The sequence below is a fragment of the Nocardia sp. 348MFTsu5.1 genome, from assembly GCF_000383535.1.
GTDB lineage: Bacteria > Actinomycetota > Actinomycetes > Mycobacteriales > Mycobacteriaceae > Williamsia > Williamsia faeni.
Window position 1 is genome coordinate 305988 of the sequence record NZ_KB911514.1, and the last position, 23460, is coordinate 329447.

Annotated in this window: 22 protein-coding genes and 4 tRNA genes; 11 read left to right on the forward strand and 15 right to left on the reverse strand. The window is 66.1% G+C overall.

Annotated features, from left to right (window positions below):
* Window positions 1–69 precede the first annotated feature (69 nt).
* Window positions 70–441, forward strand: coding sequence for an OB-fold nucleic acid binding domain-containing protein (locus tag H290_RS0113995; RefSeq protein WP_020107438.1), 372 nt, complete (start codon window positions 70–72; stop codon window positions 439–441).
* Window positions 431–1177, forward strand: a complete 747-nt coding sequence (locus tag H290_RS0114000; RefSeq protein ID WP_020107439.1) for a DUF3159 domain-containing protein — start codon at window positions 431–433, stop codon at window positions 1175–1177. The genes H290_RS0113995 and H290_RS0114000 overlap by 11 nt, the downstream gene beginning before the upstream one ends.
* Here H290_RS0114000 and H290_RS0114005 read toward each other — a convergent pair.
* Both H290_RS0114005 and H290_RS0114010 read right to left on the reverse strand, forming a co-directional pair.
* Window positions 1149–1823 carry a TrkA family potassium uptake protein gene (locus H290_RS0114005; protein WP_020107440.1) on the reverse strand — a complete coding sequence of 225 codons (675 nt, stop codon included), beginning with the start codon at window positions 1821–1823 and terminating at the stop codon, window positions 1149–1151. The genes H290_RS0114000 and H290_RS0114005 overlap by 29 nt on opposite strands.
* A 30-nt stretch (window positions 1824–1853) precedes the next feature.
* Window positions 1854–2522 carry a TrkA family potassium uptake protein gene (locus H290_RS0114010; RefSeq protein WP_020107441.1) on the reverse strand — a complete coding sequence of 223 codons (669 nt, stop codon included), beginning with the start codon at window positions 2520–2522 and terminating at the stop codon, window positions 1854–1856.
* A gap of 95 nt (window positions 2523–2617) precedes the next feature.
* Between H290_RS0114010 and H290_RS28605 the strand changes: the two genes are divergently transcribed.
* From H290_RS28605 to dxs, 3 genes are all read left to right on the forward strand, one after another.
* Window positions 2618–4651, forward strand: a complete 2034-nt coding sequence (locus H290_RS28605; RefSeq protein WP_020107442.1) for an APC family permease — start codon at window positions 2618–2620, stop codon at window positions 4649–4651.
* The gene (locus tag H290_RS0114020; protein ID WP_020107443.1) at window positions 4651–6027 is read left to right on the forward strand and encodes a class I SAM-dependent RNA methyltransferase; all 1377 of its coding nucleotides are present in this window, start codon (window positions 4651–4653) and stop codon (window positions 6025–6027) included. The genes H290_RS28605 and H290_RS0114020 overlap by 1 nt, the downstream gene beginning before the upstream one ends.
* 143 nt (window positions 6028–6170) lie before the next feature.
* Entirely contained in the window at window positions 6171–8096 is a 1926-nt protein-coding gene (gene dxs / locus H290_RS0114025) for a 1-deoxy-D-xylulose-5-phosphate synthase (protein WP_020107444.1), read from the forward strand.
* A gap of 7 nt (window positions 8097–8103) precedes the next feature.
* Here dxs and H290_RS0114030 read toward each other — a convergent pair whose 3' ends face one another.
* Window positions 8104–9372, reverse strand: coding sequence for an HRDC domain-containing protein (locus tag H290_RS0114030; RefSeq protein ID WP_020107445.1), 1269 nt, complete (start codon window positions 9370–9372; stop codon window positions 8104–8106).
* Window positions 9369–9962 (reverse strand): DUF3000 domain-containing protein, encoded by a 594-nt coding sequence (locus tag H290_RS0114035; protein WP_020107446.1) that lies wholly within the window; start codon window positions 9960–9962, stop codon window positions 9369–9371. Before H290_RS0114035 ends, H290_RS0114030 begins: the two co-directional genes overlap by 4 nt.
* A 74-nt stretch (window positions 9963–10036) precedes the next feature.
* Between H290_RS0114035 and hemE the strand changes: the two genes are divergently transcribed.
* Genes hemE through hemQ form a run of 3 tightly spaced genes read left to right on the forward strand, consistent with a single transcriptional unit; the run spans window position 10037 to window position 13200 of the window.
* Window positions 10037–11086, forward strand: a complete 1050-nt coding sequence (gene hemE, locus H290_RS0114040) for a uroporphyrinogen decarboxylase (protein ID WP_028463179.1) — start codon at window positions 10037–10039, stop codon at window positions 11084–11086.
* Window positions 11083–12444 (forward strand): protoporphyrinogen oxidase, encoded by a 1362-nt coding sequence (hemG, locus tag H290_RS0114045; RefSeq protein ID WP_020107448.1) that lies wholly within the window; start codon window positions 11083–11085, stop codon window positions 12442–12444. The genes hemE and hemG overlap by 4 nt, the downstream gene beginning before the upstream one ends.
* 60 nt (window positions 12445–12504) lie before the next feature.
* Window positions 12505–13200, forward strand: a complete 696-nt coding sequence (hemQ, locus tag H290_RS0114050) for a hydrogen peroxide-dependent heme synthase (RefSeq protein WP_020107449.1) — start codon at window positions 12505–12507, stop codon at window positions 13198–13200.
* Window positions 13201–13293: 93 nt separating this feature from the next.
* On the opposite strand, the gene H290_RS0114055 is transcribed toward hemQ, so the two are convergent.
* The 3 genes from H290_RS0114055 to H290_RS0114065 all read right to left on the reverse strand — a co-directional run bounded on the left by H290_RS0114055 (window position 13294) and on the right by H290_RS0114065 (window position 16965).
* Window positions 13294–14460 (reverse strand): glycosyltransferase family 87 protein, encoded by a 1167-nt coding sequence (locus H290_RS0114055; RefSeq protein WP_051122049.1) that lies wholly within the window; start codon window positions 14458–14460, stop codon window positions 13294–13296.
* A 136-nt stretch (window positions 14461–14596) separates the two neighbouring features.
* Window positions 14597–16174, reverse strand: a complete 1578-nt coding sequence (locus tag H290_RS0114060) for an alpha/beta hydrolase (RefSeq protein ID WP_051122008.1) — start codon at window positions 16172–16174, stop codon at window positions 14597–14599.
* A 26-nt stretch (window positions 16175–16200) separates the two neighbouring features.
* A complete protein-coding gene (locus H290_RS0114065) occupies window positions 16201–16965 on the reverse strand; it encodes a dihydrofolate reductase family protein (protein ID WP_020107452.1) in 765 nt (254 codons plus the stop codon).
* 34 nt (window positions 16966–16999) lie between these two features.
* On the opposite strand from H290_RS0114065, the gene zapE reads away from it, so the two are divergent.
* Together zapE and H290_RS0114075 are read left to right on the forward strand one after the other, a co-directional pair.
* Complete coding sequence (gene zapE, locus H290_RS0114070) at window positions 17000–18013, forward strand: cell division protein ZapE (RefSeq protein ID WP_020107453.1); 1014 nt, start codon at window positions 17000–17002, stop codon at window positions 18011–18013.
* A gap of 50 nt (window positions 18014–18063) precedes the next feature.
* Window positions 18064–18633, forward strand: coding sequence for a YdeI family protein (locus H290_RS0114075; protein WP_020107454.1), 570 nt, complete (start codon window positions 18064–18066; stop codon window positions 18631–18633).
* Window positions 18634–18636: 3 nt separating this feature from the next.
* Here H290_RS0114075 and H290_RS0114080 read toward each other — a convergent pair whose 3' ends face one another.
* The 7 genes from H290_RS0114080 to H290_RS0114110 form a co-directional block, all read right to left on the reverse strand.
* Window positions 18637–19215, reverse strand: coding sequence for a GNAT family N-acetyltransferase (locus H290_RS0114080; RefSeq protein WP_020107455.1), 579 nt, complete (start codon window positions 19213–19215; stop codon window positions 18637–18639).
* Complete coding sequence (locus H290_RS0114085; RefSeq protein WP_020107456.1) at window positions 19185–20516, reverse strand: glycosyltransferase; 1332 nt, start codon at window positions 20514–20516, stop codon at window positions 19185–19187. The genes H290_RS0114080 and H290_RS0114085 overlap by 31 nt, the downstream gene beginning before the upstream one ends.
* Entirely contained in the window at window positions 20513–21106 is a 594-nt protein-coding gene (locus tag H290_RS0114090; protein WP_020107457.1) for a TetR/AcrR family transcriptional regulator, read from the reverse strand. Before H290_RS0114090 ends, H290_RS0114085 begins: the two co-directional genes overlap by 4 nt.
* A 130-nt stretch (window positions 21107–21236) precedes the next feature.
* Entirely contained in the window at window positions 21237–21434 is a 198-nt protein-coding gene (locus H290_RS0114095; protein ID WP_020107458.1) for a hypothetical protein, read from the reverse strand.
* A 76-nt stretch (window positions 21435–21510) separates the two neighbouring features.
* Window positions 21511–21585, reverse strand: a tRNA-Val gene (locus H290_RS0114100).
* Between the two features lie 33 nt (window positions 21586–21618).
* A tRNA-Cys gene (locus tag H290_RS0114105) sits at window positions 21619–21692 on the reverse strand.
* Between the two features lie 19 nt (window positions 21693–21711).
* Window positions 21712–21784 (reverse strand) — tRNA-Gly (locus tag H290_RS0114110).
* A gap of 253 nt (window positions 21785–22037) precedes the next feature.
* On the opposite strand from H290_RS0114110, the gene H290_RS0114115 reads away from it, so the two are divergent.
* Window positions 22038–22109, forward strand: a tRNA-Val gene (locus H290_RS0114115).
* Between the two features lie 42 nt (window positions 22110–22151).
* Here the strand turns inward: H290_RS0114115 and H290_RS0114120 are convergent.
* Window positions 22152–23387 carry a hypothetical protein gene (locus H290_RS0114120; RefSeq protein WP_020107459.1) on the reverse strand — a complete coding sequence of 412 codons (1236 nt, stop codon included), beginning with the start codon at window positions 23385–23387 and terminating at the stop codon, window positions 22152–22154.
* Window positions 23388–23460: the final 73 nt, after the last annotated feature.

Consider the following 23460-nt stretch of genomic DNA (forward strand, 5'->3'; position numbering starts at 1 on the left):
ATCGGATTCACCGATACGGCGGCTCAACTGATTTGGCTCGATTGACTTGGCGAAAGGGTGCGTAGCGCCATGACTGCAGGCGGATATCTCAAACGCCTCACGCGCAGACTCACGGAAGACCTCGAGCAACTCGACGCCGAGACCATCTCCGAACAGTCTCGGCAAACCGGCGCCCAGCGCGCCTGTGATTGTTCGGCTGGTGACGAGGTCACCATGCAGGGCGAACTGCGATCGGTGCAGACCTGCGCGAAGACGATGAAATCGGGTGTCACCGCAGAATTCTTCGATGGCACCGACGTGGTCACGCTCAAGTTCATCGGACGCAATCGGATCCCCGGGATCGAACCCGGTCGCACGGTGATCGTCCGAGGCCGGATAGGTGAGCACGACGGCCGCAAGGTCATGTTCAACCCCTACTACGAGTTGCTCGGTGAGAGCTGAGCACGACGGGCATCGACCAGGAACGGCGCAGGGCGACGACCCGAAGGCCCTGACCGTTCTCGAACAGATGGGTGGGGTCTCCGGACTCATCTATTCGTCGGTGCCCATTGTGGTATTCGTGCCGGCGAATTCGCTGTGGAATCTGACGGTGGCGATCTACGCGGCTCTCGGTGTGGCCGTTGTGATCTTCTTGCTCCGGCTGATCCGGCGTGAGCCCATTCAGCCCGCGATCTCCGGTGTCATCGGAGTGGCGGTGTGTGCGTTCATCGCCCACCGAACCGGCGACGCGAAGGGATTCTTCCTCGTCGGAATCTGGACCACCCTGGTCTACGCGGGGGTGTTCGCCGCATCGATCCTGGTCCGATGGCCGCTGGTCGGGGTGATCTGGAACGGCGTGAACGGGAACGGGACGCACTGGCGTCAGCATCGCCGCACACTGCTGGCCTACGACATCGCCACAGCCGTGTGGGCGGCCCTGTTCGGTGTCCGCTATCTGGTGCAGTCGTTCCTCTACGACAACGACCAGACCGGTGGTCTGGCCGCGGCGCGAATCGGGATGGGCTGGCCCTTGACGGCCGCAGCCGCGCTCGCCACGGTGCTGCTGGTCCGCTGGGCGCAGAAGACCGAACACGAAGAAGAGGCGGCAGAAGAGTCCGATGCCATGGCCGCCGCGTCAGAAGGACCTGACGCAGACGGTCCCGGCGGGACTACAGAGCAGGCGCCGCCGGCTCGATGATCGCGGCCTGAAGTTCGGCTTCGGCTTCGGCCGGCACGATGAACACCAGTTCGTCGCCGCCTTCGACGGTGTCGTCGGGCTGCGGCACGATGACGCGGCCCCCGCGCAGGATCGTGACGAGTGCGGCGTCCCGCGGCAGCTTGAGTTTCCGGATCGGCTTGCCCGCCAGCGGCGTGTTGTCGGGCAGGGTCATCTCCACCAGGTTGGCCTGACCGCGCCGGAAGGTCATCAGCCGCACGAGATCGCCGACCGACACCGCTTCTTCGACCAGTGAGGCGAGCATTCGTGGGGTGGAGACCGCGACGTCGACACCCCAGTCCTCGTCGAACAGCCACTCGTTGCGCGGATCGTTCACCCGGGCGACGACACGTTGCACCGCGAATTCGGTTTTGGCCAGCAGACTCACCACCAGGTTCGCCTTGTCGTCGCCCGTTGCGGCGATGACCACGTCGAACTTGTGCAGTTCGACCTTTTCGAGATTGTCGAGTTCGCAGGCGTCGCCGCCGACCCACCGGGCGCCGACCACCGCCTCTTCGTCGATGTGGTCGGGGTTGCGTTCGAGCAGCATCACCTCATGCGAGCTGGCGAGCAGTTCGCGGGCGATCGACCGTCCGACGGCACCGGCACCGGCTATCGCGACCTTCATACTGTCTTCCTTCCGGTCTGCGAGCTCACGTCAATCCGCTTCCGGGGCAACATCGGAAGCTACCGCGCGCACCTTGTCGAGATTTTCGAGCAAGGCGGCAACGAAGACCTGATCATCTTGTTGCAGTACTGATTTGGGCCCGGGAAGCAGCGGTTTGCCGAGTCGGTTGACGAAGCTGATCCGGGATCCGGTCTGTTCCTGGAAAAACGTTACCGAGTTGCCGACCCATGACTCGTGGATGCTGAGCTGGACGATTCCGACCTGGCCGGAAGGCTCGGTCCAGGCGACGACGCCGGCATCGGAGCCGCCGAGTGCCGACAAGAACCGATCCGTGGTCCACGGCACGGTGGCGACGGTCGGGATGCCGAGGCGCTCGTAGACGGCCGCGCGTTTGGCGTCGTAGATCCGGGCGACGACTTTGGGCACGTTGAAGGTCTCTCGCGCGACGCGCGCGGCGATGATGTTGGAGTTGTCTCCCGACGACACCGCTGCGAAGGCGTCAGCACCGGCTATACCGGCTCGCCGCAGCACGTCCTGGTCGAATCCGACGCCCTTGACCGTGGTGCCGGTGAAGCCTTCGGCCAGACGCCGAAATGCGGTTTCATCTCGGTCGATGATCGCCACCTCGTGCCCGGCGGACTGCAACTGGCCGGCAAGGGAAGCCCCGACTCGACCGCATCCCATCACCACAACGCGCATGCCAACTCCTTGCTGGACTCACCCGAGCAGATGCTCACCGGAACGGTACCCCGACCGCCGTGGCCTTACGCCATCGCAGGCCCTATTGTTGCCTGGTGTCCAACGTGTCAAAGGCCTCAACGGCGACAAAGCGGCTTTTGCTCGGGCGTCCATTCCGCAGCGACAAACTCGGTCACACGCTGTTGCCCAAGCGGATCGCGCTACCCGTGTTCGCCTCGGACGCGATGTCGTCGGTTGCCTATGCGCCGCAAGAGATCTTCCTGGTGCTGTCGGTCGCCGGGCTGTCGGCCTATACATACACGCCGTGGATCGGGCTCGCCGTGGCGGTCGTGATGGCCGTCGTGGTCGCGAGTTACCGGCAGAATGTGCACGCCTATCCGTCCGGAGGCGGTGACTACGAGGTCGCCACCACCAACCTCGGGCCCACCGCGGGCCTGACCGTCGGCAGTGCCCTGCTGGTCGATTACGTACTCACCGTTGCAGTATCGATTGCCTCGGCTGCCGAGAACGTCGGATCTGCGGTGCCGATCGTCCACCAACACAAGGTGTGGTTCTGTGTGATCGCCGTCATCATATTGACGGCGATCAACCTGCGTGGTCTCCGGGAATCGGGCACGGCCTTCGCGATTCCGACCTATGCATTCATCTTCGGCATCATTGCGATGCTGATCTGGGGATTCATCCGCATCTTCATCTTCGGTGACGATCTCCAGTCGGAGACGGCGGGCTATGAGATCAAGGCCGAGGACAGCCACCTCGTCGGGCTGGCCTTCGTATTCCTTGTCGCACGCGCTTTTTCGTCCGGCTGTGCCGCACTGACCGGCGTCGAGGCCATCTCCAACGGTGTGCCCGCTTTCCAGAAGCCGAAGTCACGAAACGCGGCCACGACACTGCTGCTGCTGGGCTCGATCTCGATCGCCATGCTGATGGGGATCATCCTGCTGGCCAATGAAATCGGTGTGAAGTACGTGTCCGATCCGGCCAAGGATCTGATCGGCGCCCCCGCGGGCTACGAGCAGAAAACGCTTGTCGCCCAATTGGCCCACGCGGTGTTCGGCGGATTCAGTCTGGGCTTTTACTTCGTGACGGTGGTCACCGCGCTGATCTTGGTGCTGGCCGCCAACACTGCATTCAACGGGTTCCCGGTCCTCGGATCGGTGCTCGCCCAGGACAGGTACTTGCCCCGGCAGCTGCACACTCGCGGTGATCGACTGGCGTTCTCCAACGGCATCGTGTTCCTGGCCGTGGCCGCCCTCGCCTTCATCGTTGCCTTCGGAGCCGAGGTCACCACACTGATCCAGCTCTACATCGTCGGTGTCTTCGTGTCGTTCACCCTCAGCCAGATCGGCATGGTGCGGCACTGGACCCGGCACCTCAAGTCCGAAAAGGATCCCCGCGCCCGGACCCGGATGGTCCGTTCGCGGTTCATCAACGCCATCGGGCTGGCGATGACCGGATCGGTCCTGGTCATCGTGCTCATCACCAAGTTCCTTGCCGGAGCCTGGATTGCGATCCTGGCGATGCTGGCGATCTTCGGGCTCATGAAGCTCATCCACCGGCACTATGCGTCGGTGCAGGCCGAGCTGGACAATTCCGACTATGAGGCCGTGCTGCCGAGCCGCACCCACTCGATCGTGCTTGTCTCGACGCTGCATCTGCCGACCCGTCGGGCCCTGGCCTTCGCCCGCGCCACCCGTCCCGACACCCTCGAGGCCATCACGGTGAACGTGGACGACCGGGACACCCGAAAGCTCGTGGTGCAGTGGGACGACAGTGATATCACCGTTCCGCTCAAGGTGATCGCCTCGCCCTACCGTGAGGTGACCCGTCCGGTCATCGAATACGTCCGCCGCCTGCGGCGTGAATCACCCCGCGATGTGGTGACCGTGTTCATCCCCGAATACGTGGTCGGTCACTGGTGGGAACAGATCTTGCACAACCAGTCGGCGCTGCGACTCAAGGGCCGTCTGCTGTTCGAACCCGGTGTGATGGTGACCTCTGTGCCCTGGCAGCTCAGTTCCTCCGATCGGCGCAAACGCGACCGCACGTACGTCGCACCGGGCGACACCCGTCGCGGCGTCGGCTCGATGCCCACCAGCTCGACCCCTCCAGAGAAAACAGGTTCGTAGTGACCGGCTCAGCACCCACTCAAGACTCAGAGGGAGCCGGAAACGGTTGGCTGGGAAACGAATTCGAGATCACCGTGGACCGTTTCGGTCACGGCGGTATCGGGGTCGGTCGTCACGACGGCCGGGTCGTGTTCATCCGCCACGCGCTGCCGGGCGAGACGCTGCGGGTGGTGGTGACCGAGGACCGGGGTAAGGGCTTCTGCCGCGCCGAGATCCGCGAGATCCTGCAGGCCTCACCGCACCGCATCGACGCGGTCTGCCCGGTGGGTGCCCCGGTGTTCGCCGGCGGTGCCGGAGCCGGGTGCTGCGATCTCTCACACACCACCGGCGCTCACGCCCGCGAGCTGAAATCGCAGGTGCTCACCGAACTGCTCGGCAGGATGGGCGGCATCGAGTGGGACGGCGAGGTGGTCTCACTCGACCCCGACGCCACGGCTGCTCCCGAGACCGGCTGGCGCGTCCGTGAACGCCTCTTCGTCGATGCCCGGGGGCGTCCCGGAGTTCGGGGATACCAATCACATTCGGTGCTCCCACGCCTGGACTGTGCGCAGCCGGTTGCGGGGATGGTCGACGGCCTCGACGAGTTCGGCGATCTCGAACCGGGCTCCGAACTGATGCTCACCGTCGGCGACGACGGCCGTCGGCACATCGTCCACATCGCCGCCGCGGCAGAACCGCATCGGGGTGGGCGCGGCAAGCGACCCCATTCCGGCCGGCGCCGGACGCAGCAACAGCGGGCCCAGCGTTCGACGCCGCGCCGTGAGGTGTTGCTCGCGGGCGAACAGACAGTCCGTCGCACGGTCGGTGGACGCACGTGGGAAGTGCCCGTGACCGGCTTCTGGCAGGCCCATCGCTTCGCGGCATCGGGCTACAGCGACACCGTGCGGACGCTGCTGCGGTCCGCGGACCTGCCGCGCTCGATGGTGGCGTGGGATCTGTACGGCGGGGCCGGTGTGCTCGCCGGGGCCGTGCTGGACGAGAACGACGAGTCGTGGGGTACCGCCCGCGTACACATCGTCGAGGCAGACCGCGGCGCGACGGCCGCTGCCGACCTCACCTTCGCCGACGACCACCGCGTCCACGTCCATCACGCGAGCGTGATGGCAGCAGTTGCCGATCTGCCGTCGCCCGACGTCGTGATCGTCGACCCGCCGCGATCGGGTGCCGGCCGGGAAGTCGTCGAACGGATCACGGCGGCCGAGCCGTCGGCCGTCATCGCGGTCGGCTGCGACCCGGCAACCTTCGCCCGTGATCTCGCGGATTACCGGCGTGGGGGATACGAGGTCGACACCCTGCTCGGCTTCGACGCGTTCCCCTTGACCCACCACCTCGAAGCGGTGGCGTTGTTGCGCCCCGGAACACCGGCGGCGTCGTAACCAAACCCTGCCGTCGCACCAATCCCTACTGCTGGCGGTCTCGAAGAATCCGTAGACTGGTAAGTCACGTGTCGCCGCAGCCCGGTGACACGGGTCGGCGGAGCGTGTGATCCCGCTGTGAGTGGCCATCGAAAGGATGTTGGATGAGCGTGCTGGATTCGGTCAATTCGCCTGCAGACCTGCGCGAACTGTCCGTTGCGCAGGCGCATGATCTGGCCGCGGAGATCCGTGGGTTCCTGATTGCGAAGGTCTCGGCCACCGGTGGCCATCTCGGACCCAACCTCGGTGTCGTCGAGACCACCCTGGCGATCCACCGGGTCTTCGACTCACCCCACGACGCTGTGCTCTTCGACACCGGCCATCAGTGCTACGTCCACAAGATCGTCACCGGCCGCAAAGACGGCTTCGACACCCTGCGGCAGCGCGGCGGACTGACCGGCTACCAGGAACGTGCCGAGAGCGAGCACGACTGGATCGAGTCGTCACACGCGTCGGCAGCGCTGTCCTATGCCGACGGCCTGGCCAAGGCCTTCGAATTGAGCAAGCAGGACCGCCACGTCGTGGCCGTGGTCGGCGACGGGGCACTCACCGGCGGCATGTGCTGGGAGGCCCTCAACAACATCGCCGCGGGCGATCGTCCCGTGGTCATCGTCGTCAACGACAACGGCCGGTCCTATGCGCCGACCATCGGCGGCTTCGCCCGGCACCTGACCGGGCTGCGATTGCAGCCGGGCTACGAGCGGGTGCTCGACGAGAGTCGTCGCGCGGTACTGAAACTTCCGCTGCTCGGCCAGATCGCCTATGCCGCGCTGCACGGTCTGAAGACCGGCATCAAAGACGCACTGTCACCGCAGGCGATGTTCACCGACCTCGGTATCAAGTACGTCGGCCCGGTCGACGGACACGACCAGGAAGCGCTGGAAAATGCGCTCCGCCGGGCGAAGTCGTTCGGTGGTTCGGTCATCGTGCACACCGTCACCCGCAAGGGCAACGGCTATCACCACGCCGAGAACAACATCGCCGACCGGATGCACGCGACCGGCATCATCGATCCCGAGACCGGCAAGTCGACCAGCGTGTCGGCGCCGGACTGGACCTCGGTCTTCTCGGCCGCACTGGTGGAGGCGGGCAGCAACCGCGAGGACATCGTCGCGATCACCGCGGCCATGCCGGGTCCCACCGGACTGTCCGCGTTCGGGGACCGATTCCCGGACCGGATGTTCGATGTCGGTATCGCCGAACAGCATGCGCTGACCTCGGCCGCCGGTCTTGCGCTCGGTGGCCTGCACCCCGTGGTCGCCATCTACTCGACCTTCCTCAACCGGGCTTTCGACCAGTTGCTCATGGATGTCGCACTGCTGAAGCAGCCGGTGACGCTGGTTCTCGACCGGGCCGGTGTGACCGGCCCCGATGGTCCGAGCCACAACGGCATGTGGGATCTGTCGCTGATGGCGATCGTGCCCGGCATGCGGGTGGCCGCGCCGCGCGATTCGGTGCGGTTGCGTGAAGAACTCGCCGAGGCGCTGGAGATCAACGACGGACCCACCGCGCTACGGTTCCCGAAAGGCGCAGTCCCGGAAGATATCCGGGCTGTGGAACGACTGGCCGACGGCACCGATGTGCTGGGCCGCCCCGCCCGCGGTGAGACCTGCGATGTGCTGATCGTCGCGGTCGGGCCCTTTGCGTCGTTGGCGTTGGACACCGCTGCCCGGCTGGCACAGCAGGGAATCGGCACCACCGTGGTGGACCCGCGCTGGGTGCTCCCGGTCCCCGCGTCGATTGCCGAACTGGCACAGACACACCGACTGGTTGTGACGATCGAAGACGGCGGAGTGCACGGCGGTATCGGCTCGTCGGTGTCGGAAAAGCTTCGAGCCGAAGGTATTTCGACACCGGTGCGCGATGTGGGCATCGAGCAGCGCTTCCTGGCACATGCGTCCCGGGGTCAGTTGCTCGACGAGCTCGGCTTGACCGCACAAGACGTCGCACGTGCCATCACCGCCATGGTCTCGAGCATGCAGGCGCCGTTGTCGAGCGCCGACGAAGAAGACTTCAACGACGTCAGCTAGCGCGAACCTATTCGGGCGGGATCTGACTGAGCGCCTCGGCGATCACCGGCGACGTCAGCTCGACCTGCCACGGACGTGCACCACCGGCGGTCAATCGCTCCGCCACCGCGTCGGTCGACGGGGAATCCAGTCCCTCCCAACACAGTTGGCGTACCAACTCGGGGAGCAACAGGTTCTCCACCGGCACGGTCACCTGCTCCGACAGCGCGGTCAATCCGGCGCGGACGGCCGTGTAGCGGGCCGCGGCCTCGGGCTCTTTGCCTTCCCACCGGTTGACCGGCGGGAGGCCCGTGGTCGGTGGACGCCGCGAGGGGAGCTCGCTGTCGGGGAGATTGCGTGCGGTGTCGAGGGCCGCCATCCACCGGCCGGCCTGCCGGCGCTGGCGGGGCCCACCGAAGACCGGCAGTTTGTACAACTCGTCCAGCGTTTTCGGGTCCGCGACCGCGGCCGCGACGATCGCCGAGTCCGGAAGGATCCGCCCGGGCGCGACATCGCGTTTGCGGGCCAGTTCCTCTCGCGTGTTCCAGAGTTGCTGCACCGCGGCCAGTGTCCGCGGCGACTTGATCGTGTGGATCTTCGAGACCCGCCGCCAGCGATCCTGTCGGGGTGCGGGTTCGGGACGAGCCAGGATGGCCGCGAATTCCTGTGCGGCCCAGGTGTCTTTACCGGCCTCGACCAGCGTTGCCTGCACCGCGTCGCGTAGCTCGATCAGGACTTCGACATCGAGTGCCGCGTAGTTCAGCCATTCGGCGGGCAGTGGGCGGCTGGACCAATCCGCGGCGCCATGACCTTTGACCAGACCGAGGCCGAGGAAGTGCTCGACCATGGCGGCCAGGTTCACCTTGGGGATGCCCGCGAGTCGTCCGGCGAGTTCGGTGTCGTAGAGCGCCGCACACCGGAAGTTCAGCTCCTTCAGGCACGGCAGATCCTGATCGGCGGCATGCAGGATCCACTCGGGCCCGTCGAGGACGTCGGTCACCGGGCCGAGTGCCTCGGGATGGTCGATCGGATCGATCAGCATGGAACCACTACCGGTCCGCCGGATCTGGATCAGATAGGCGCGGCCCGAGTAGCGAAAGCCCGACGCGCGCTCGGTGTCGAGTGCGATCGGTCCGGTCCCCTCGGAGAGCCGGCGCGCGGCGTCGGCGAACTCCTGCGGCGTTGTCAGGACCGGTGGTACACCGTCGGCCGGTGATGTCAGCGGAATCGCCGGGGGTCGCTCGGGTTCGGCCGCCGGGTCGGGTGACGGCGGCTCGGGGGTTTCGGGATCGGTCACGCTTCGGCGAACCCGAGCCGTGTCACACCGGTCGGCGGGAGGCCCGCGGCGTGTGACAGCACATTGCAGAATGCTTCGACGTGGCCGCTGAGGGTGTCGTTGGTGGCCGTCCACGATGCGCGCAACTCGAGTTGATGCGCCCGCGGCGGTCCGGCGATGTCGCCGTAGCGCACCGATGTCGTCGAGGTGACGGTGCCACCCAGTGCAGTCACTGCCACGGTGTCGGACTTCTCGAGCGATTCGGTCAGCCAGCTCCAGGCGACCTCCGGCAGCAGGGGATCGCTGGCCAGTACGGCTTCGACCTCGGCCTGGATGAATGCCACCAGACGCATCGTGCCGTTCCAGGCCTCATGGCCGTCGGGGTCGTAGAGCAGGATCAATCGGCCGAATGCGGTCCCGTCGGAATCTGTTGCGATGTCGCCGTCGTCGGGCTGGGTCACTTCTGCACCGACGGCGTAGCTGTAGGGCGCAAGTCGCTGTGGTGGCCGTATGCTGCCGAGTTCGATCTCCGACCGGACCTTGGCCGCATGCATCGATTCGATTGCGCTGCGGAAGACCGCAGGCTCGGTCGAGGCTCCGGATGTGGTCACTGCTCGACCGTAGGGCCGATCAGGTCGGACGCAGCGGAGGCGCGCCGAGCATCACATGGCAGCATGTGGAGGTGATGTCTGAACATGATGCTCGCACAGTCTCTCCGCTGGTAGCAGCTGCCCGTGGGCAGGTCCCGGATCACCGTCCCGTGTGGTTCATGCGCCAAGCCGGTCGCTCGCTACCCGAATACCGTGAGATCCGCGCCGGACGCGGGATGCTCGAGGCCTGCTTCGATCCGGAGCTCGTCTGCGAGATCACGATGCAACCGGTCCGCCGTCATGGCGTCGACGGGGCGATCCTGTTCTCCGACATCGTGGTTCCGCTCAAGGCCGCCGGCGTCGACCTCGACATCGTGGCCGGTGTCGGTCCGGTGATCGCCAATCCGGTGCGGACCCACGCCGATGTGCAGGCGTTGCCGATGCTCACGCCGGAGGCGGTGGGTGCGGTGTCGACCGCGGTCAAACTCCTCAAGGCCGAGCTCGGTGACACCGCTCTGATCGGTTTCGCCGGAGCGCCGTTCACCCTGGCGTCGTACCTGGTCGAGGGTGGACCGAGCCGCAATTACGAGAACACCAAGGCGCTGATGTATTCGGCACCCGAGGTCTGGCACGAACTGGTGGGCAAGCTCGCCGACATCACGATCGCCTTCCTGAAGGTGCAGCTCGAGGCCGGTGTCGACGCGATTCAGCTGTTCGACTCCTGGGCCGGAGCACTGTCGGTCACCGACTACCGCACGTTTGCCCGTCCGCATTCGGCTCGGGTGTTCGCCGAACTGGCGTCATACGACGTGCCGCGTATCCACTTCGGTGTCGGAACCGGTGAGTTGCTGCACGACATGGGCACGGCCGGCGCCGACGTGGTCGGCGTCGACTGGCGGATCCCGCTCGACGAGGCCGCCCGCCGGGTCGGCCCGGGCAAAGCACTGCAGGGCAACCTCGATCCGGCGTTGCTGTTCGCGCCCTGGGAGGTGGTGGCGACCCATGTCCGTCGTATCGCCGCCGAAGCCGACGCCGCGGTGGCGGCCGGGGCCATCGGCCACATCTTCAACCTCGGCCACGGTGTGCTGCCGACGACTGATCCGACGATGCTGACGCGGGTGGTGGAGCTGGTGCATTCGCTGTGAATGCACTGCGGCTGGCGGTGATCGGTGGCGGTATCTCGGGACTGAGTGCCGCGTATCGCCTGCGGGCATTGCTCGGTCAGACCGCTGTCATCGACCTCTATGAGGCCACCGACCGCCTCGGCGGCACCCTCAAGGGCGTCGACCTGGCGGGCACGCAGCTCGATGTCGGCGCCGAGGCGTTCCTGGTTCGTCGCCCCGAGGTCCCCGCGTTGCTGACCGAGCTCGGCATCGCATCGCGCATGGTGCACCCGGGCACATTGGGTCCCCGGATCCTCGCCCGCGGGGCTCTGGAACCGATGGCCCGGCCCACACTCATGGGCATTCCCGCGGATCCGGCCGTGGTCGCGCATCTCGCCGAACCCGCCGATCTGGCGTTGATGACCGATGAACCCCGGCGGCCACTCGAATGGATCCCCGGTCAGGACGTGTCCATCGGCGGTCTGGTCGCCGAGCGATTCGGCCGTTCGGTCGTCGACCGCAGTGTCGATCCGATGCTCTCCGGCGTCTACTCGGCGCGCGCCGACGACCTGGGCCTGCGGGCGGTACTACCCGCGCTGGCCGCGCGGCTCGACGTCGGGTCTTCCAGTCTCACCGCTGCGGTGGCCGACCTGATCGGAGCCGCGTCGGGTGACGGGCCGATCTTCGGTGCGATGGCCGGGGGATATCAGGAACTCGTCGACACGCTCGTCGAACGGTCCGCCGCCACGACGCACACCGGGACGATCGTCACCGACATCCGTCGCGGTGACGAGGGGTGGCTGGTCGACGGCACCGCCTACGACGGCGTGGTCTGTGCGCTCACCGCACCCGCTGCCGCCCGCGTGCTGGACTCCGAACCCGGCGTCGCCCGGCCGCTGTCCGGCGTCGACATCTCCGGATCTGCGGTCGTGGCAATGGCATTCGGCCCGGACGTGGTACTTCCGGAGTTGTCCGGGGTGCTCGTCGCCAGTGACGAGACCGTGGTGCGGGCCAAGGCCTTCACGTTCAGCAGTCAGAAGTGGCCGCACCTGGCCGGCAACGGTGCGCTCGTCCGCGCGTCATTTGGCCGGTTCGGTGCGCCGGTCTCCGACATCGACGACGATCAGCTGATCGACTGGGCAACCAGCGACCTGTCCACCGTCATCGGGATCTGGGGTGGTCGCGGCGGCCTCACACCGGTCGACGCGGTGGTGCAGCGGTGGCCTGCGGGCCTGCCGCGGTATGGCACCGGGCACGCCGACCTGGTCGCCGAGCTGGATTCCGGACGCCCGCGGGGACTCGCGCTGGCCGGCGCGACGTACAACGGGGTGGGCGTTCCGGCCTGTGTCGGCCGGGCCGAGCGTGCTGCCCGCCAGCTCGTCGCCGACCTGACCGACTGACCTCCGGCATCGGCCCCCTGGGCTGCAGCGACGCCGCCGGTGGGTGGCAGTATGAGATCCATGACCCGTCTGGATTACGCCGAAATCAATGCCACTGTCCGCTATCTGATGTTCTCGGTCTTTTCGGTTCGTCCCGGGGAACTGGGCGACGACCGCACCGAGGCGATCGCAGACGCCACGAAGTTCTTCGATTCGCTGACCGAGCGCGGCGTGGTCGTGCGCGGTCTCTATGACGTCGCCGGCCTGCGGGCTGATGCCGACTTCATGATCTGGTGGCATTCGGAAGAGGTGGAGCAGATCCAGTCGGCCTACGCCGACTTCCGTCGCACCACCATCCTGGGCAAGGCCAGCACCGCGGTGTGGAGCAATGTGGCATTGCACCGTCCGGCCGAGTTCAACAAGAGTCACGTCCCGGCGTTCCTCGCCGGCGAGGAGCCGGGCAAGTACATCTGCGTATACCCGTTTGTGCGGTCGTATGAGTGGTACCTGCTGCCCGACGCCGAGCGCCGCAAGATGCTCGCCGATCACGGCAAGGAAGCCCGCGGCTACAAGGATGTACGCGCCAACACGGTGTCGTCGTTCGCCCTCGGCGACTACGAGTGGCTGCTGGCGTTCGAGGCACCCGAATTGCACCGGATCGTCGACCTGATGCGTGATCTGCGGGCCACCGAGGCGCGCATGCATGTGCGCGAGGAGACCCCGTTCTACACCGGACCGCGGGTCGAGGTCGACAAGCTCATCGCCTCCCTGCCCTGATCGGACGGCACACCCAAACGAGCCGGATATACGAAGACGAGCCACATATTCGCGGCTCGTCTTCGTATATCCGGCTCGTTTGATGCGAGTGCGTCAGCCGGGCAGTTCTGCCTTGACTGGTTGATCTCTCTTCCGGATGTCGAGGTACCGGAAGAGCAGTGAACAGAACACGGCGATCATCAGCAACGACCAGCCCCAGGTGACCTTGCCGTATTCGACGGCACGGCCGAACGCTTCCCATCGGACCGAGTAGTACACGTCGAAGGTGAAGCAGCCGTAGATGCCCAGCCAGGCCGGCCAGTTCCGGATGGTCGAACCGCTCAGGAACACGGTCATCACCAGCGGGAACAGCAGCATCGAGTAGTACCCCTGACCGAGGGAACCGACCAGCCACGACGTGCACAGCAGGACGCCGGATGACGTTGCCAGCCACAGCAGTTCATCGGTCTTGCGGTAGTAGCGGTACAGGAACCACAGACTGAAGGCCGCCATCGCCACGAAGGCGATCCGCATCAGCACGACCAGCCAGGTCTGCAATCCGAAGTAGGCGCCATTGCCGACGATCGAACTGTTGTAGTAGTCACGGGCTTCGAACAGGTACGGCGCCGTGCGGGTGAAGAAGTCCATCGGATCCGCCGACAACGGCCACGCCATGGCGGTCAGCAGGATCGGCATGCCGATCGCACCGACGAACACCTTCCACTGACGATTCAGCAGGGGCAGCAGAAGCAGCACGGCCAGAACCGGTTTCACCGCGATGGTGATTCCCAGCGGGATGCCGGCCCACAGATCCTTGCGCTTGAGTGCCCACGTCATGAACAGCAATTCTCCGAGCAGCACAAAGGAATTGAAGTTCACGAAGATGAGTGTGTGGGCGACGCTCTCGGACAGGAAGAACACGAACAGCACGACCGGCATCACCGGTGAACGCCACGAATACCCGAACATCCGGGTGATCAGGAGGGCGCAGACCACCAGCACGACCACCGAGACGAAGATGAACAACCATCGGGCGCTCTCCGGGTCGAGGTATCCCAGCGGTGCCATCAGCATGGTGCCGGACGGGGGATACAGGTAGTGCGGATCGACCGTGTTGTAGTTCTCGGTGTAGACGGGCTCGTTGCGCAGGAATGCCAGCGCGGCCCGGTACACCGGCGAGAAGTCGTCGGTCCGGTCGCCGTTGACACCCAGGATCAACGACCGCTGGATGATCATCAGGATGGACGCCGGCCAGAGCACCATCGTGAGGATGCGACCCATGTCGACCTGCGGGAACAGAAGCCGATCACGGATCGCCGCAGGGCTGGTCGTCACGTGGTCCTCGGCGCGGGTGTCATAAGTCGGCACTGCCGAACCGTACTACGACGACTGTGGGTGGCGGTGGCCGACACAGCGCTCAAGCCGGACATGCGCCTGTCGTCGGGGGCTCTCCGGAGAGGCTGTACGCAATTGCCGCCTTGCCTGCGCAGTCGGAATGGGAGAGCACCGAGTATCCGAGTCCTTCCCAGGTCAGCATCGAGAACTCCGCGCCGGCGCCCACCAGGGCGCCGTTGACGCCGTCGGTTGCGACGGGTCCGTTGATCGGGTCACCGCCACCTCGCAGCACCAGAACGGGTACCGGTAGCTCTCCGAGAGTGGGGGTGGCGTCTCCGGACGGGAAACCACTGCACCGCAGGAGGCCGAGCGCCGCATTGCTCCCGGTCAGCGGGTACTGCTGACTCCACTGGGTGACCAGGTCAGCGACCTGGTTCTGCCCGACCGGTTCGGTGGTGTCGTTGCAGCGGGACAGCAGCTGGCCATCGCTGCCGCGCAGGAGCCGGGCCTGCTCGATCGCCGCCCGCAACGGGCCGAGGGTGCCGTCGTCGGCTTTGCTCAGCATGTCCGCGGTGGTCCGGATGACGTCCGGCCGGTCACCGGATGTCAGCGCGATGGTGGTCGTCAGCGCGAGGAGGATGTCGGTGTCGGAGAGCCCGCCGACGTCGCCGGCCCGGGCGCGCTCGAGCAATCCGGCGATGGTGGCCGCGGGATCGGCGCCGAGTGAGCAACTCAGCGCCCGGCACTGGTCGGAGAAGGTGCGCAGGGCGGCATTGGTTCCGTCCGCGATCTGCTGCGCGGAGGTTTGCGCGTTGGCGCCGTAGGGCGCGGGTGTGTCGAGGATCAGGCGGGCGACATGGTCCGTGTAGAGACCCGCGTAGGCCAGGGCCACGGCGGCACCGTTGCCGACTCCGATGATCCCGAGGTGCTCGACGCCCCACAGAACCCGTAGTTCCTCGAGGTCGGCGGCGGCGTTGTTGGTGGTGAACTGCACCTGGTGGGGGCTCAGCGTCTCGGTGCAGCCGTCGGATGCCGAGGCGCCCGCCGCGACGATGCGGCGTTCGCGTTCGGCATTGTCGTTTGCCGCCTGACCGAAACCGTTCGACAGCAAAGTGTTGCGTTCGAGGGTGGTCATGCAGTCGAGCGGCGTCGACTCGCCGGTACCTCGCCGGTCGATGGAGACCACCGGATTGCCGGCCAGCAGAGCCGCGCCGCCACCGGAGGCCAGCGAGACCAGGGTTCGGGCCGAGGCGAGGTCGGTGCCCGACGTCAGGACCAGCGGCGGCGCGCCGGCCGGTGTTGCCGACGATCGTGCCCGAACTGCCGACACCGTGATTGTTTCGACGGCCTGCACACCCGGCGTGACCGAGTTCGCGTACTCGGCGCAATCGAGCGTGATCCCGGCGGGCAGCGCGGCGACACCGAAGCGGGCGACGGTCTCGTCGGTGCAGTCGGACCACTCGAGGTCGGTGGCCGGTACTTCCAGCGGTGGCGGGGCGGCGGCGGTGGACGGTGGCTGCCCGCCGGCACCGTCCTGCTTGATCACCAGATCGGGGCCCGGGTCCGGGCCGGCGGTACAACCGGCGAGGGTGCCGATCGTCACCGCCATGGCAAGCGCGCACAGGTGGAACCGGCAGCGGATCACGGTGGGACGGCGCATGATGGCGAGGGTACTGGCGCGCGGAGTCATCGCTGATCGCGCACCCAGCGCACGTACAGGTAGTCCTCGTCGTCGGCGAGGATGTGTGCCCGTCGCATCCGCCGTGCGGTCGAGGCGCCCGCGGTCAGGTGCTTGGCATCCCCGGCTGTGAGCATTGGTGCGACCGTGACGCACAGTTCGTCGAGCAGGTCGTGTTCGAGCAGTGTCCCGAGCAGCGATGGCCCGCCTTCGCAGAGCACACGCGATCGGCCGCTGCCGGCCAGGTGGACGCCGACCATCGCCAGATCAACGCTGTCGGTACCGCAGTCGACCAGCGTGGCACCGGCGTCGAGCAGGCGGGCCCGCGCCTCGGCCGGAGAATTTCGGCAGGTGAGGATCTCTGTGCCGGCGTCGGTGATGAGCGGGTTGCCGGCGGGGATGTTGAGCGAACTGCTCACCAATGCCAGCGACGCGGTCGGAGATTGACCCAGTGCGGCGCGATGGCCGGCGAGGTCGGAGTTGGGCCGCACCGGCCCATAACCCTCGGCGATCGCGGTTCGCGCCCCCACCAGCACCACGTCGGCCAACCCGCGCAGAACCATGAACACCCGGTGGTCGCCGTCGCCGCCCAGCCCTCCGGACAGGCCGTCGACGGTCGCCGCACCGTCGATCGAACCGACCATGTTCGCACGCAACACCACACCGCCGGCAGGGGCCGGGGGATAGGCGTACAGGTCCGCGAGAGCACCGTTGTCGAGGTCTGTCGTCGAGGCCCGGCCTGTGAGCTGGGTCGCTTTCGTCAATGGGTGCACGAAACCATTCTTATCCGCTGGCTAGGCTCTCGACATGCAAGCACGTCTGAGCGACCGTACGCCGCAGGTGGCATCCGAGGCCCTCATCGGTGAGATGGTCCCGCCGTCGATGTTCGACGAGGTCAGTTTCGACTCCTACATCCCCGACCCGAACGAGCCCAGCCAGGCTCAGGCGGTCGCCGCTGCCCGCAACTTCGTGGAGCGCGCCAAGAAGGTCAAGGGTGGCAAGAAAGGCTTGTTCGGCCGCAAATCCGCGCCGCAGGCCGGTCTCGGCCTCTACCTCGACGGCGGATTCGGTGTCGGCAAGACCCACCTGTTGGCGTCGATCTATCACTCGATGCCCGAACCCAAGGCGTTCGCGACCTTCGTCGAGGTGACGCACGTGGTCGGTGCGCTGGGATTTGTCAGCGCCCTCGAACGGTTGTCGGAGCATTCGGTTCTCTGTATCGACGAGTTCGAGCTCGACGATCCCGGCGACACGATGCTCGTCTCGCGGCTGTTGACCGAGCTGTCCGCCAAGGGCGTCTCGATCGTCGCCACCTCGAACACTCTGCCGGGTCAGCTCGGTGAGGGCCGCTTCGCCGCCCAGGACTTCCTCCGCGAGATCAAGAAGCTGTCGGCGGTCTTCGAGGCCGTCCGCGTCGACGGCCCCGACTACCGGCATCGCGACCTGCCGCCGGCGCCCGATCCGAACACCCTTGCCGAACTCGAGACGCTGGCGGCCAACACCCCGAACGCCACCCTCGACGACTTCGACGAGCTGTGTGCCCATCTGGCCAAGCTGCATCCGTCGAAGTACAAGGCACTGGTCGAAGGTGTCAGCCTCGCCTGTGTCTCCGGTGTCCATCCGGCCGCCGATCAAACGGTGGCGCTGCGGATCGTCGTGCTTGCCGACCGTCTGTACGACGCGGGCACGCCGCTGATGGTCTCGGGCTCGAAGCTCGATGAGATCTTCACCGAGGAGATGCTCCACGGCGGTTACCGCAAGAAGTATCTCCGGGCGACCTCACGTCTGCTGGCACTGTCGCGGTTCGCCGAAACCAGATAGCTGTCAGCGAGTCGATCCGGGCTGGATCGCCGCGGCCGTAGGCTGGTCGGATGGCTGATCCCGACGCGCCACACCTGCATCCCACTGATCTGGAAGAGTGGAGCCGGTGGCTCGCGGCCAACCACGACACCTCAACTGGGGTGTGGCTTGTGTTCTGGCGCAAGGACTCCGGCAAAACGCCCCTCGACTACGACGGTGCCGTCCGAGAGGCACTCTGCTGGGGGTGGATCGATGGCCACACACGAGCCATCGACGACGACCGTCGTGGAATGTGGTTCACCCGCAGGGGACGCAACAGCATGTGGGCGGCATCGAACAAGGCGCGGGTCGCCGATCTCATCGAGGAGGGCCGGATGCGGCCGCCGGGCCAGACCGTGATCGACGATGCCAAGGCCAGGGGCCTGTGGAACCTTCTCGACGACGCCGAGGCGCTCATCGAGTCGGCGGAACTGGCGACCGCGCTCGATGCCGATCCGGCGGCGCGCCGCAACTGGGACGGGTTCCCGCCCAGCGTGCGGAAGTTCGGGCTGACGCAGATCGCAATGGCCAAACAACCCGAGACCAAGACGAAGCGCATCACCTCGATCGTCGAGAAGGCGGCCCGAGGTGAACGGCCCTGACGCTCAGGTCGTATCGTCTCTGGTCGTGTCGTCTCTGGGTGTCCGCGCGTAGATGAAGTCGTTGCACACCGAGTCGTTGACCTGAAACGTCTTGTGGCCCACTACCTCAAAGCCCATCTTCTGGTAGAACCGCTGGGCGCGTGGGTTCTTCTGGTTGACGCCGAGCCAGACCAGTTCGCTACCCACCCCTGCGGCATGGCCCAGTGCCGCGGACATGAGCCCGGTCGAGGCGTGCCGGCCGTGAAAGCCGGGCAGCACATACATTTTCGACACCATCGTGAGCGGGCGCGTGGTGATCGCGGCGAGCACATCGGGATCGGTGGGTTCTTCGTCGATCACCAGCGCGTAGCCGGCGATCGACGACGTCGCCGGGTCGACCGCCTTGAACACGTGATGTGTGGGATTCGCGATGAAGGCCCGGAAATGGTCGGCGGTGAGGTTGTCGGCCACGAAGTGCTCGATGTCGGCGATGGTGAGTTCCGGCGGGCAGGCGAGAGGGAAGGTCACGGCCGCCACGGCCGCGAGCTCCTCGGCATCTGATGCAAGTGCGGTCAGGATCGCTGCCGCATCGGTCTCGGGCATACCTTCAGTTCATCACGCCGCGTCCCGGAGTCGACGGTTCCGGTGACGCCGATCTCCTCGAGCTCGTGGACGAGTGCGCCGGACGCGGCATCGCGGTTGATGATCGCGCCGAGTTCGGTGGCCGCCGCGGCGTAGGTGGGATCGTCGAGGAGGCGCGCTGTGGCGGCGACGATCTTCTGTGGTGTTGCGTTGCGGGACAGCGTGATTCCGGCCCCTCGGGTGCTGACGCGGACGGCGTTGTCGGCCTGGTCCCGTCCGTGGGGCAGGCTCAGGATCGGTATTCCTGCGGCCAGCGCCCGGACAACCGTTCCGTGGCCGGCGTGGGTGATCACGGCGTGAGCGTGCGGCAGAACCTGCGAATGTGGTGCGGCCGCGACCACGGTGACGTTGTCGGGTGCATCGAGCGCCGCGGGATCGATCGCGGGTCCGGTGGTCACATAGCCACGAACCGGCATCTGCGCGAGCGCGTCGATGACCCGCTGTAGACAGGCCACCTGATCCTGAAATGTCGATGACAGGGCCACCAGGACCAGGGGATCCTCGCCGGGGGGAGGCGTCCAGGCGGTGCCGGTGGCCCACGCCGGATCGTCGAGGACGGCCCCGACATAACGGACGTGATTCGGAAGCCTGGCAGGGAAATCGAACTCGGCCGAGGTGAGGACTAGATGCTTGCGGGCCGACCTCAGTTGATCGAAGAGTTCCCGTACCGGAGCCAGGCCATACGACGCGCGCAAGGCGTTCAGCGCCGGAACACCCTTGTTCCACTGACGCTGCGTCAGTGAGCGGACAGCGCGATCGCGCACCCGGGCCAGCGGATTGCGCGCCGGCTTCAGGCCCAGGCCGATCGGCGGCATCCCGTCGGCGGGCAGTAGATACATGTTGGGGAAGAACACGTCGAACGGAACCTCGCGGGCCTGCGCCGCGACCATCGCTCCGATCGCAAAGAACGAGCAGACCGCCAGGTCTGGTTTCACCGTGTCGATGGCGGCGGTCATGTCCTTCGCATAGCCCGGCGCCGGGCCGACCAGTTGCCGATCGAGGAGCCGGGCGAACAGCGCCAGGGGATTGGAGCATTCCCAGTCCCGGTACGGATCGTCCTCGGGGCGCCGGGAGGCGCGGTTGGGTGCGGTGGTCCACGGCACAAAGGCGGCACCGGTCGCCCGGACGTCCAATTCCATCGAGTCCTCGCCGAGAATCGTGACGTGATGGCCACGTTCGAGGAGCCGTCGGGCCGCACCGAGTTCCGGCGGCACGGTGCCGCCGCCGTCGACCAGCGCAAAAAGATACGTGCGAGCATTCATGTCCGGGGTCCTTTCAGTACACCGACCACCAGGTCGGTCATGGTCTTCTCGGTTTCGGCACGGCTGAGCCGAAGATCTCGCCGGAGCAGCTTCCAGACGTAGACGTCGGTGGCCGCGTGCAGCGCATGCACCATCTGTTCGCGATCCGATCTTTCGGTGGGCAGCTCATCGCCGAACATCGCCGCCAACCATTCCTGGTGAAAGGCACGTGCCTTGTCCATCTCGGCTGCCAGCTCGGGAAAGCGATCTGCGGACATCGCCCAGCGGACGTTGGCATCGCCCATCACCTCGTACTCGCCGACCAGCGCGCAGATGGTGCCGCTGACGTCTCCGGGCTGCGCGGCGTAACGGGCAGCGGTGGTCTGCTCGGCCATCAGCTCGGCGACACCGAGAACCACACCGGTCTTGGATTCGAAGTGGTTGAGCACGGTCTGGTGTGAGACGCCGGACGCCTTGGCGATCGAGACGAGCGTCACATCCTCGAAAGCCTTTTCCAGGAAGAGGTCCTTCGCGGCGGCGATGATCCGGGCTCGCGTGGCGACCTTTGTCTCGGCGCGGCCGGATTGGATGTAGGTGCGGGTCGTTTTCATTTGACTATCACTCAAACACTGGTTTGAGCGGCAGTCAAGTGAATTCAGCCGATGAATGCACAAAAAGACCGAGCCGCATCGGCGGCTCGGTGTGGGGAAGTGTTTTGGGAAGGTGTTCGGGGGTCTCCCGTCAGACCAGGACCGGCGAACCGATGCTGATCCGCCGTGCTGCGTCGTGCAGGGCCTGCTCGCGCTGTGACAGATCGCTGATTTGGCGCGTGATCGGGAGAAGCGCGATCAGCACGTCGCTGCCGCTCAGCGGGTAGTGGTTACTGCTGACCCAGTCGAGCGTGTAGCGGAGGGCGTCGCGATCGCGAGTGTCGTTCATGGTGCTTCCTGATGCTGGTGGATCGACCCGGACACAGAAAAAACCCAGCCTGGGCCGGGTTGTTCCTGTCGAACTATGGTGCGCGATACAGGGATTGAACCTGTGACCTCTTCCGTGTCAGGGAAGCGCTCTCCCGCTGAGCTAATCGCGCTAGATCTTGTTGAGTTGTAAGCCTTGAACTTCGTGGAGGCGGCGACGGGAATCGAACCCGTGTGCACGGCTTTGCAGGCCGTTGCCTCACCACTCGGCCACACCGCCACAGTGAAAACTATCTCCGAGCGGATGACGGGATTCGAACCCGCGACCCTCACCTTGGCAAGGTGATGCGCTACCAGCTGCGCTACATCCGCATTTCGCCACCAGTCTCGGAATCTCCCGCTCGGGGCGATCCGCTCTGGCAACGATGTGAACATTATCGGACGTGCCCGCAAAGTCACAAATCGTCTGGTCAGGGCGATATTTGCGGTGTAGAGCCGTCAGAAGTCCACGTTTCGCGTGGTGCCGATGGGGGAGTTGGGGTTGAGTGGGCCGATTTGGGTCACGCCGGGGTGATCGTGTTAATGTCGTCCGGTCGCGACCGAAGGATTCCGGTCAAGACAATCTGGTCCCGTGGCTCAGTGGAAGAGCGTCCCGTTCACACCGGGAAGGTCGCTGGTTCGATCCCAGCCGGGACCACAATCAATCCCTGGAACCGAGCCCGCACACGCGGGCTCGGTTTTATTTGTGGTGGTAGCAACCCTGCCAGCCGAGATTCTCCAGCACGGACACCTCGCAGTAGATCGCCCGCGGGTAGTACGCACCCATCGTCGCTGCCGGATCGGTGTCCGCATCCTGGGAGGCCTGCACCGAGTACGGGTAGAAGGCCGGTGACGGCAGCATGTTCCGCAGGATGACCACCTTGTTCGGCACCGCGGTGTCGCCCCAGGGGATGACGGTCACCGCCGGGTCGGCGGTCGCGGCCAAGTCGGACGGCGCGGCGATGACATAGGTGTAGTAACCGTCGGCGTCGAGGCCGGTCCGGTAGTCGGCAGCGCAGGCGACCACTGGAAAAGGCGCCACTTTGTCGTTCTGGCACATCGACCAATACCGCAGCGCCGCACCGGGTTCACCGGGCGCGACGCCTGCGCGCGTGTTCGGGAACGACGGTGCTTTTCCGCGGATCACGGCAACCCGGCCCGGGCGGTAGGTCAGCCCCGCGGTCAAGTACTTGGTGTCGCCGTTCGGGAAGAGACCGGCCGTTGTGGTCGGGTTGACGAAGGTTGCCTCCGGCGTTCCGGGCGGAACTGCGTCTGCGGCAGCACCCTCGAACACCCGATTCAAGATCCCGGCCCCCGGCCGGGAGTCGTTCCTCGAGCCGTCGGGGACGGCGCACGGGCTCAGCGGGATCGTCGCGCCACCGAGATGCATCGTCACGGTGGGGAGTGCCACGCTCCCGTTGGGTGAGCCCGGATCGTCGGGGACATAGATGCGGATGATGATGAAGCCCACGGGAACTCGCTGCCCACCGGCCGGCGGCAGGCCGCGGATCTCGTTGCGTGAGTGATCGGCCTCCCGATTGACCACCGTCGCCTGCCAGCTCCGGCCGGGCGACGACGGCCCGCCGGCGACGTAGGGGTTCGAACTCCCGGGATCCGGTCTGATCTGGTCATCTCGCAATGTGTCGACGGTGTCGAGGTTGGTGCCGTAGGTGTTCAGGGAGAAGTATCTGGCCTCGGGATACTGCCCGGTCAGGGTCAGGGAATCGCCGGCTCCGAGGACGTACGGCATCACCCAGTACGTGGCGTTGACGTCTGGGAACGCCACATTGCGCACGGAGGAATCGGTCATGAACTGCCATGCGCACACCGGACCGGGCGCGGTGCCCGGTGGTGTCGGCGCGGCATCTGCGGTGGCGGATCCCATCATCGCGACGACCAGGACGGCCAGGACCCGTAGTGCGGTTCGGATCAGCATGTTCACCTGAATATTGTCGCCGGGACACCGCGTGGCCGGGGGTGGGTTCGTTCAACTGACGAGCTGGAGCGAC

Excerpts from the sequence above, each read along its gene's own strand:
- H290_RS0113995 (WP_020107438.1), top strand. The coding sequence starts at position 70 with ATGACTGCAGGCGGATATCTCAAACGCCTCACGCGCAGACTCACGGAA.
- H290_RS0114005 (WP_020107440.1), bottom strand. The coding sequence starts at position 1,823 with ATGAAGGTCGCGATAGCCGGTGCCGGTGCCGTCGGACGGTCGATCGCC.
- H290_RS0114010 (WP_020107441.1), bottom strand. The coding sequence starts at position 2,522 with ATGCGCGTTGTGGTGATGGGATGCGGTCGAGTCGGGGCTTCCCTTGCC.
- dxs (WP_020107444.1), top strand. The coding sequence starts at position 6,171 with ATGAGCGTGCTGGATTCGGTCAATTCGCCTGCAGACCTGCGCGAACTG.
- hemE (WP_028463179.1), top strand. The coding sequence starts at position 10,037 with ATGTCTGAACATGATGCTCGCACAGTCTCTCCGCTGGTAGCAGCTGCC.
- hemQ (WP_020107449.1), top strand. The coding sequence starts at position 12,505 with ATGACCCGTCTGGATTACGCCGAAATCAATGCCACTGTCCGCTATCTG.
- H290_RS0114055 (WP_051122049.1), bottom strand. The coding sequence starts at position 14,460 with ATGGGTCGCATCCTCACGATGGTGCTCTGGCCGGCGTCCATCCTGATG.
- H290_RS0114060 (WP_051122008.1), bottom strand. The coding sequence starts at position 16,174 with ATGCGCCGTCCCACCGTGATCCGCTGCCGGTTCCACCTGTGCGCGCTT.
- zapE (WP_020107453.1), top strand. The coding sequence starts at position 17,000 with ATGCAAGCACGTCTGAGCGACCGTACGCCGCAGGTGGCATCCGAGGCC.
- H290_RS0114075 (WP_020107454.1), top strand. The coding sequence starts at position 18,064 with ATGGCTGATCCCGACGCGCCACACCTGCATCCCACTGATCTGGAAGAG.
- H290_RS0114080 (WP_020107455.1), bottom strand. The coding sequence starts at position 19,215 with ATGCCCGAGACCGATGCGGCAGCGATCCTGACCGCACTTGCATCAGAT.
- H290_RS0114085 (WP_020107456.1), bottom strand. The coding sequence starts at position 20,516 with ATGAATGCTCGCACGTATCTTTTTGCGCTGGTCGACGGCGGCGGCACC.
- H290_RS0114090 (WP_020107457.1), bottom strand. The coding sequence starts at position 21,106 with ATGAAAACGACCCGCACCTACATCCAATCCGGCCGCGCCGAGACAAAG.
- H290_RS0114095 (WP_020107458.1), bottom strand. The coding sequence starts at position 21,434 with ATGAACGACACTCGCGATCGCGACGCCCTCCGCTACACGCTCGACTGG.
- H290_RS0114120 (WP_020107459.1), bottom strand. The coding sequence starts at position 23,387 with ATGCTGATCCGAACCGCACTACGGGTCCTGGCCGTCCTGGTCGTCGCG.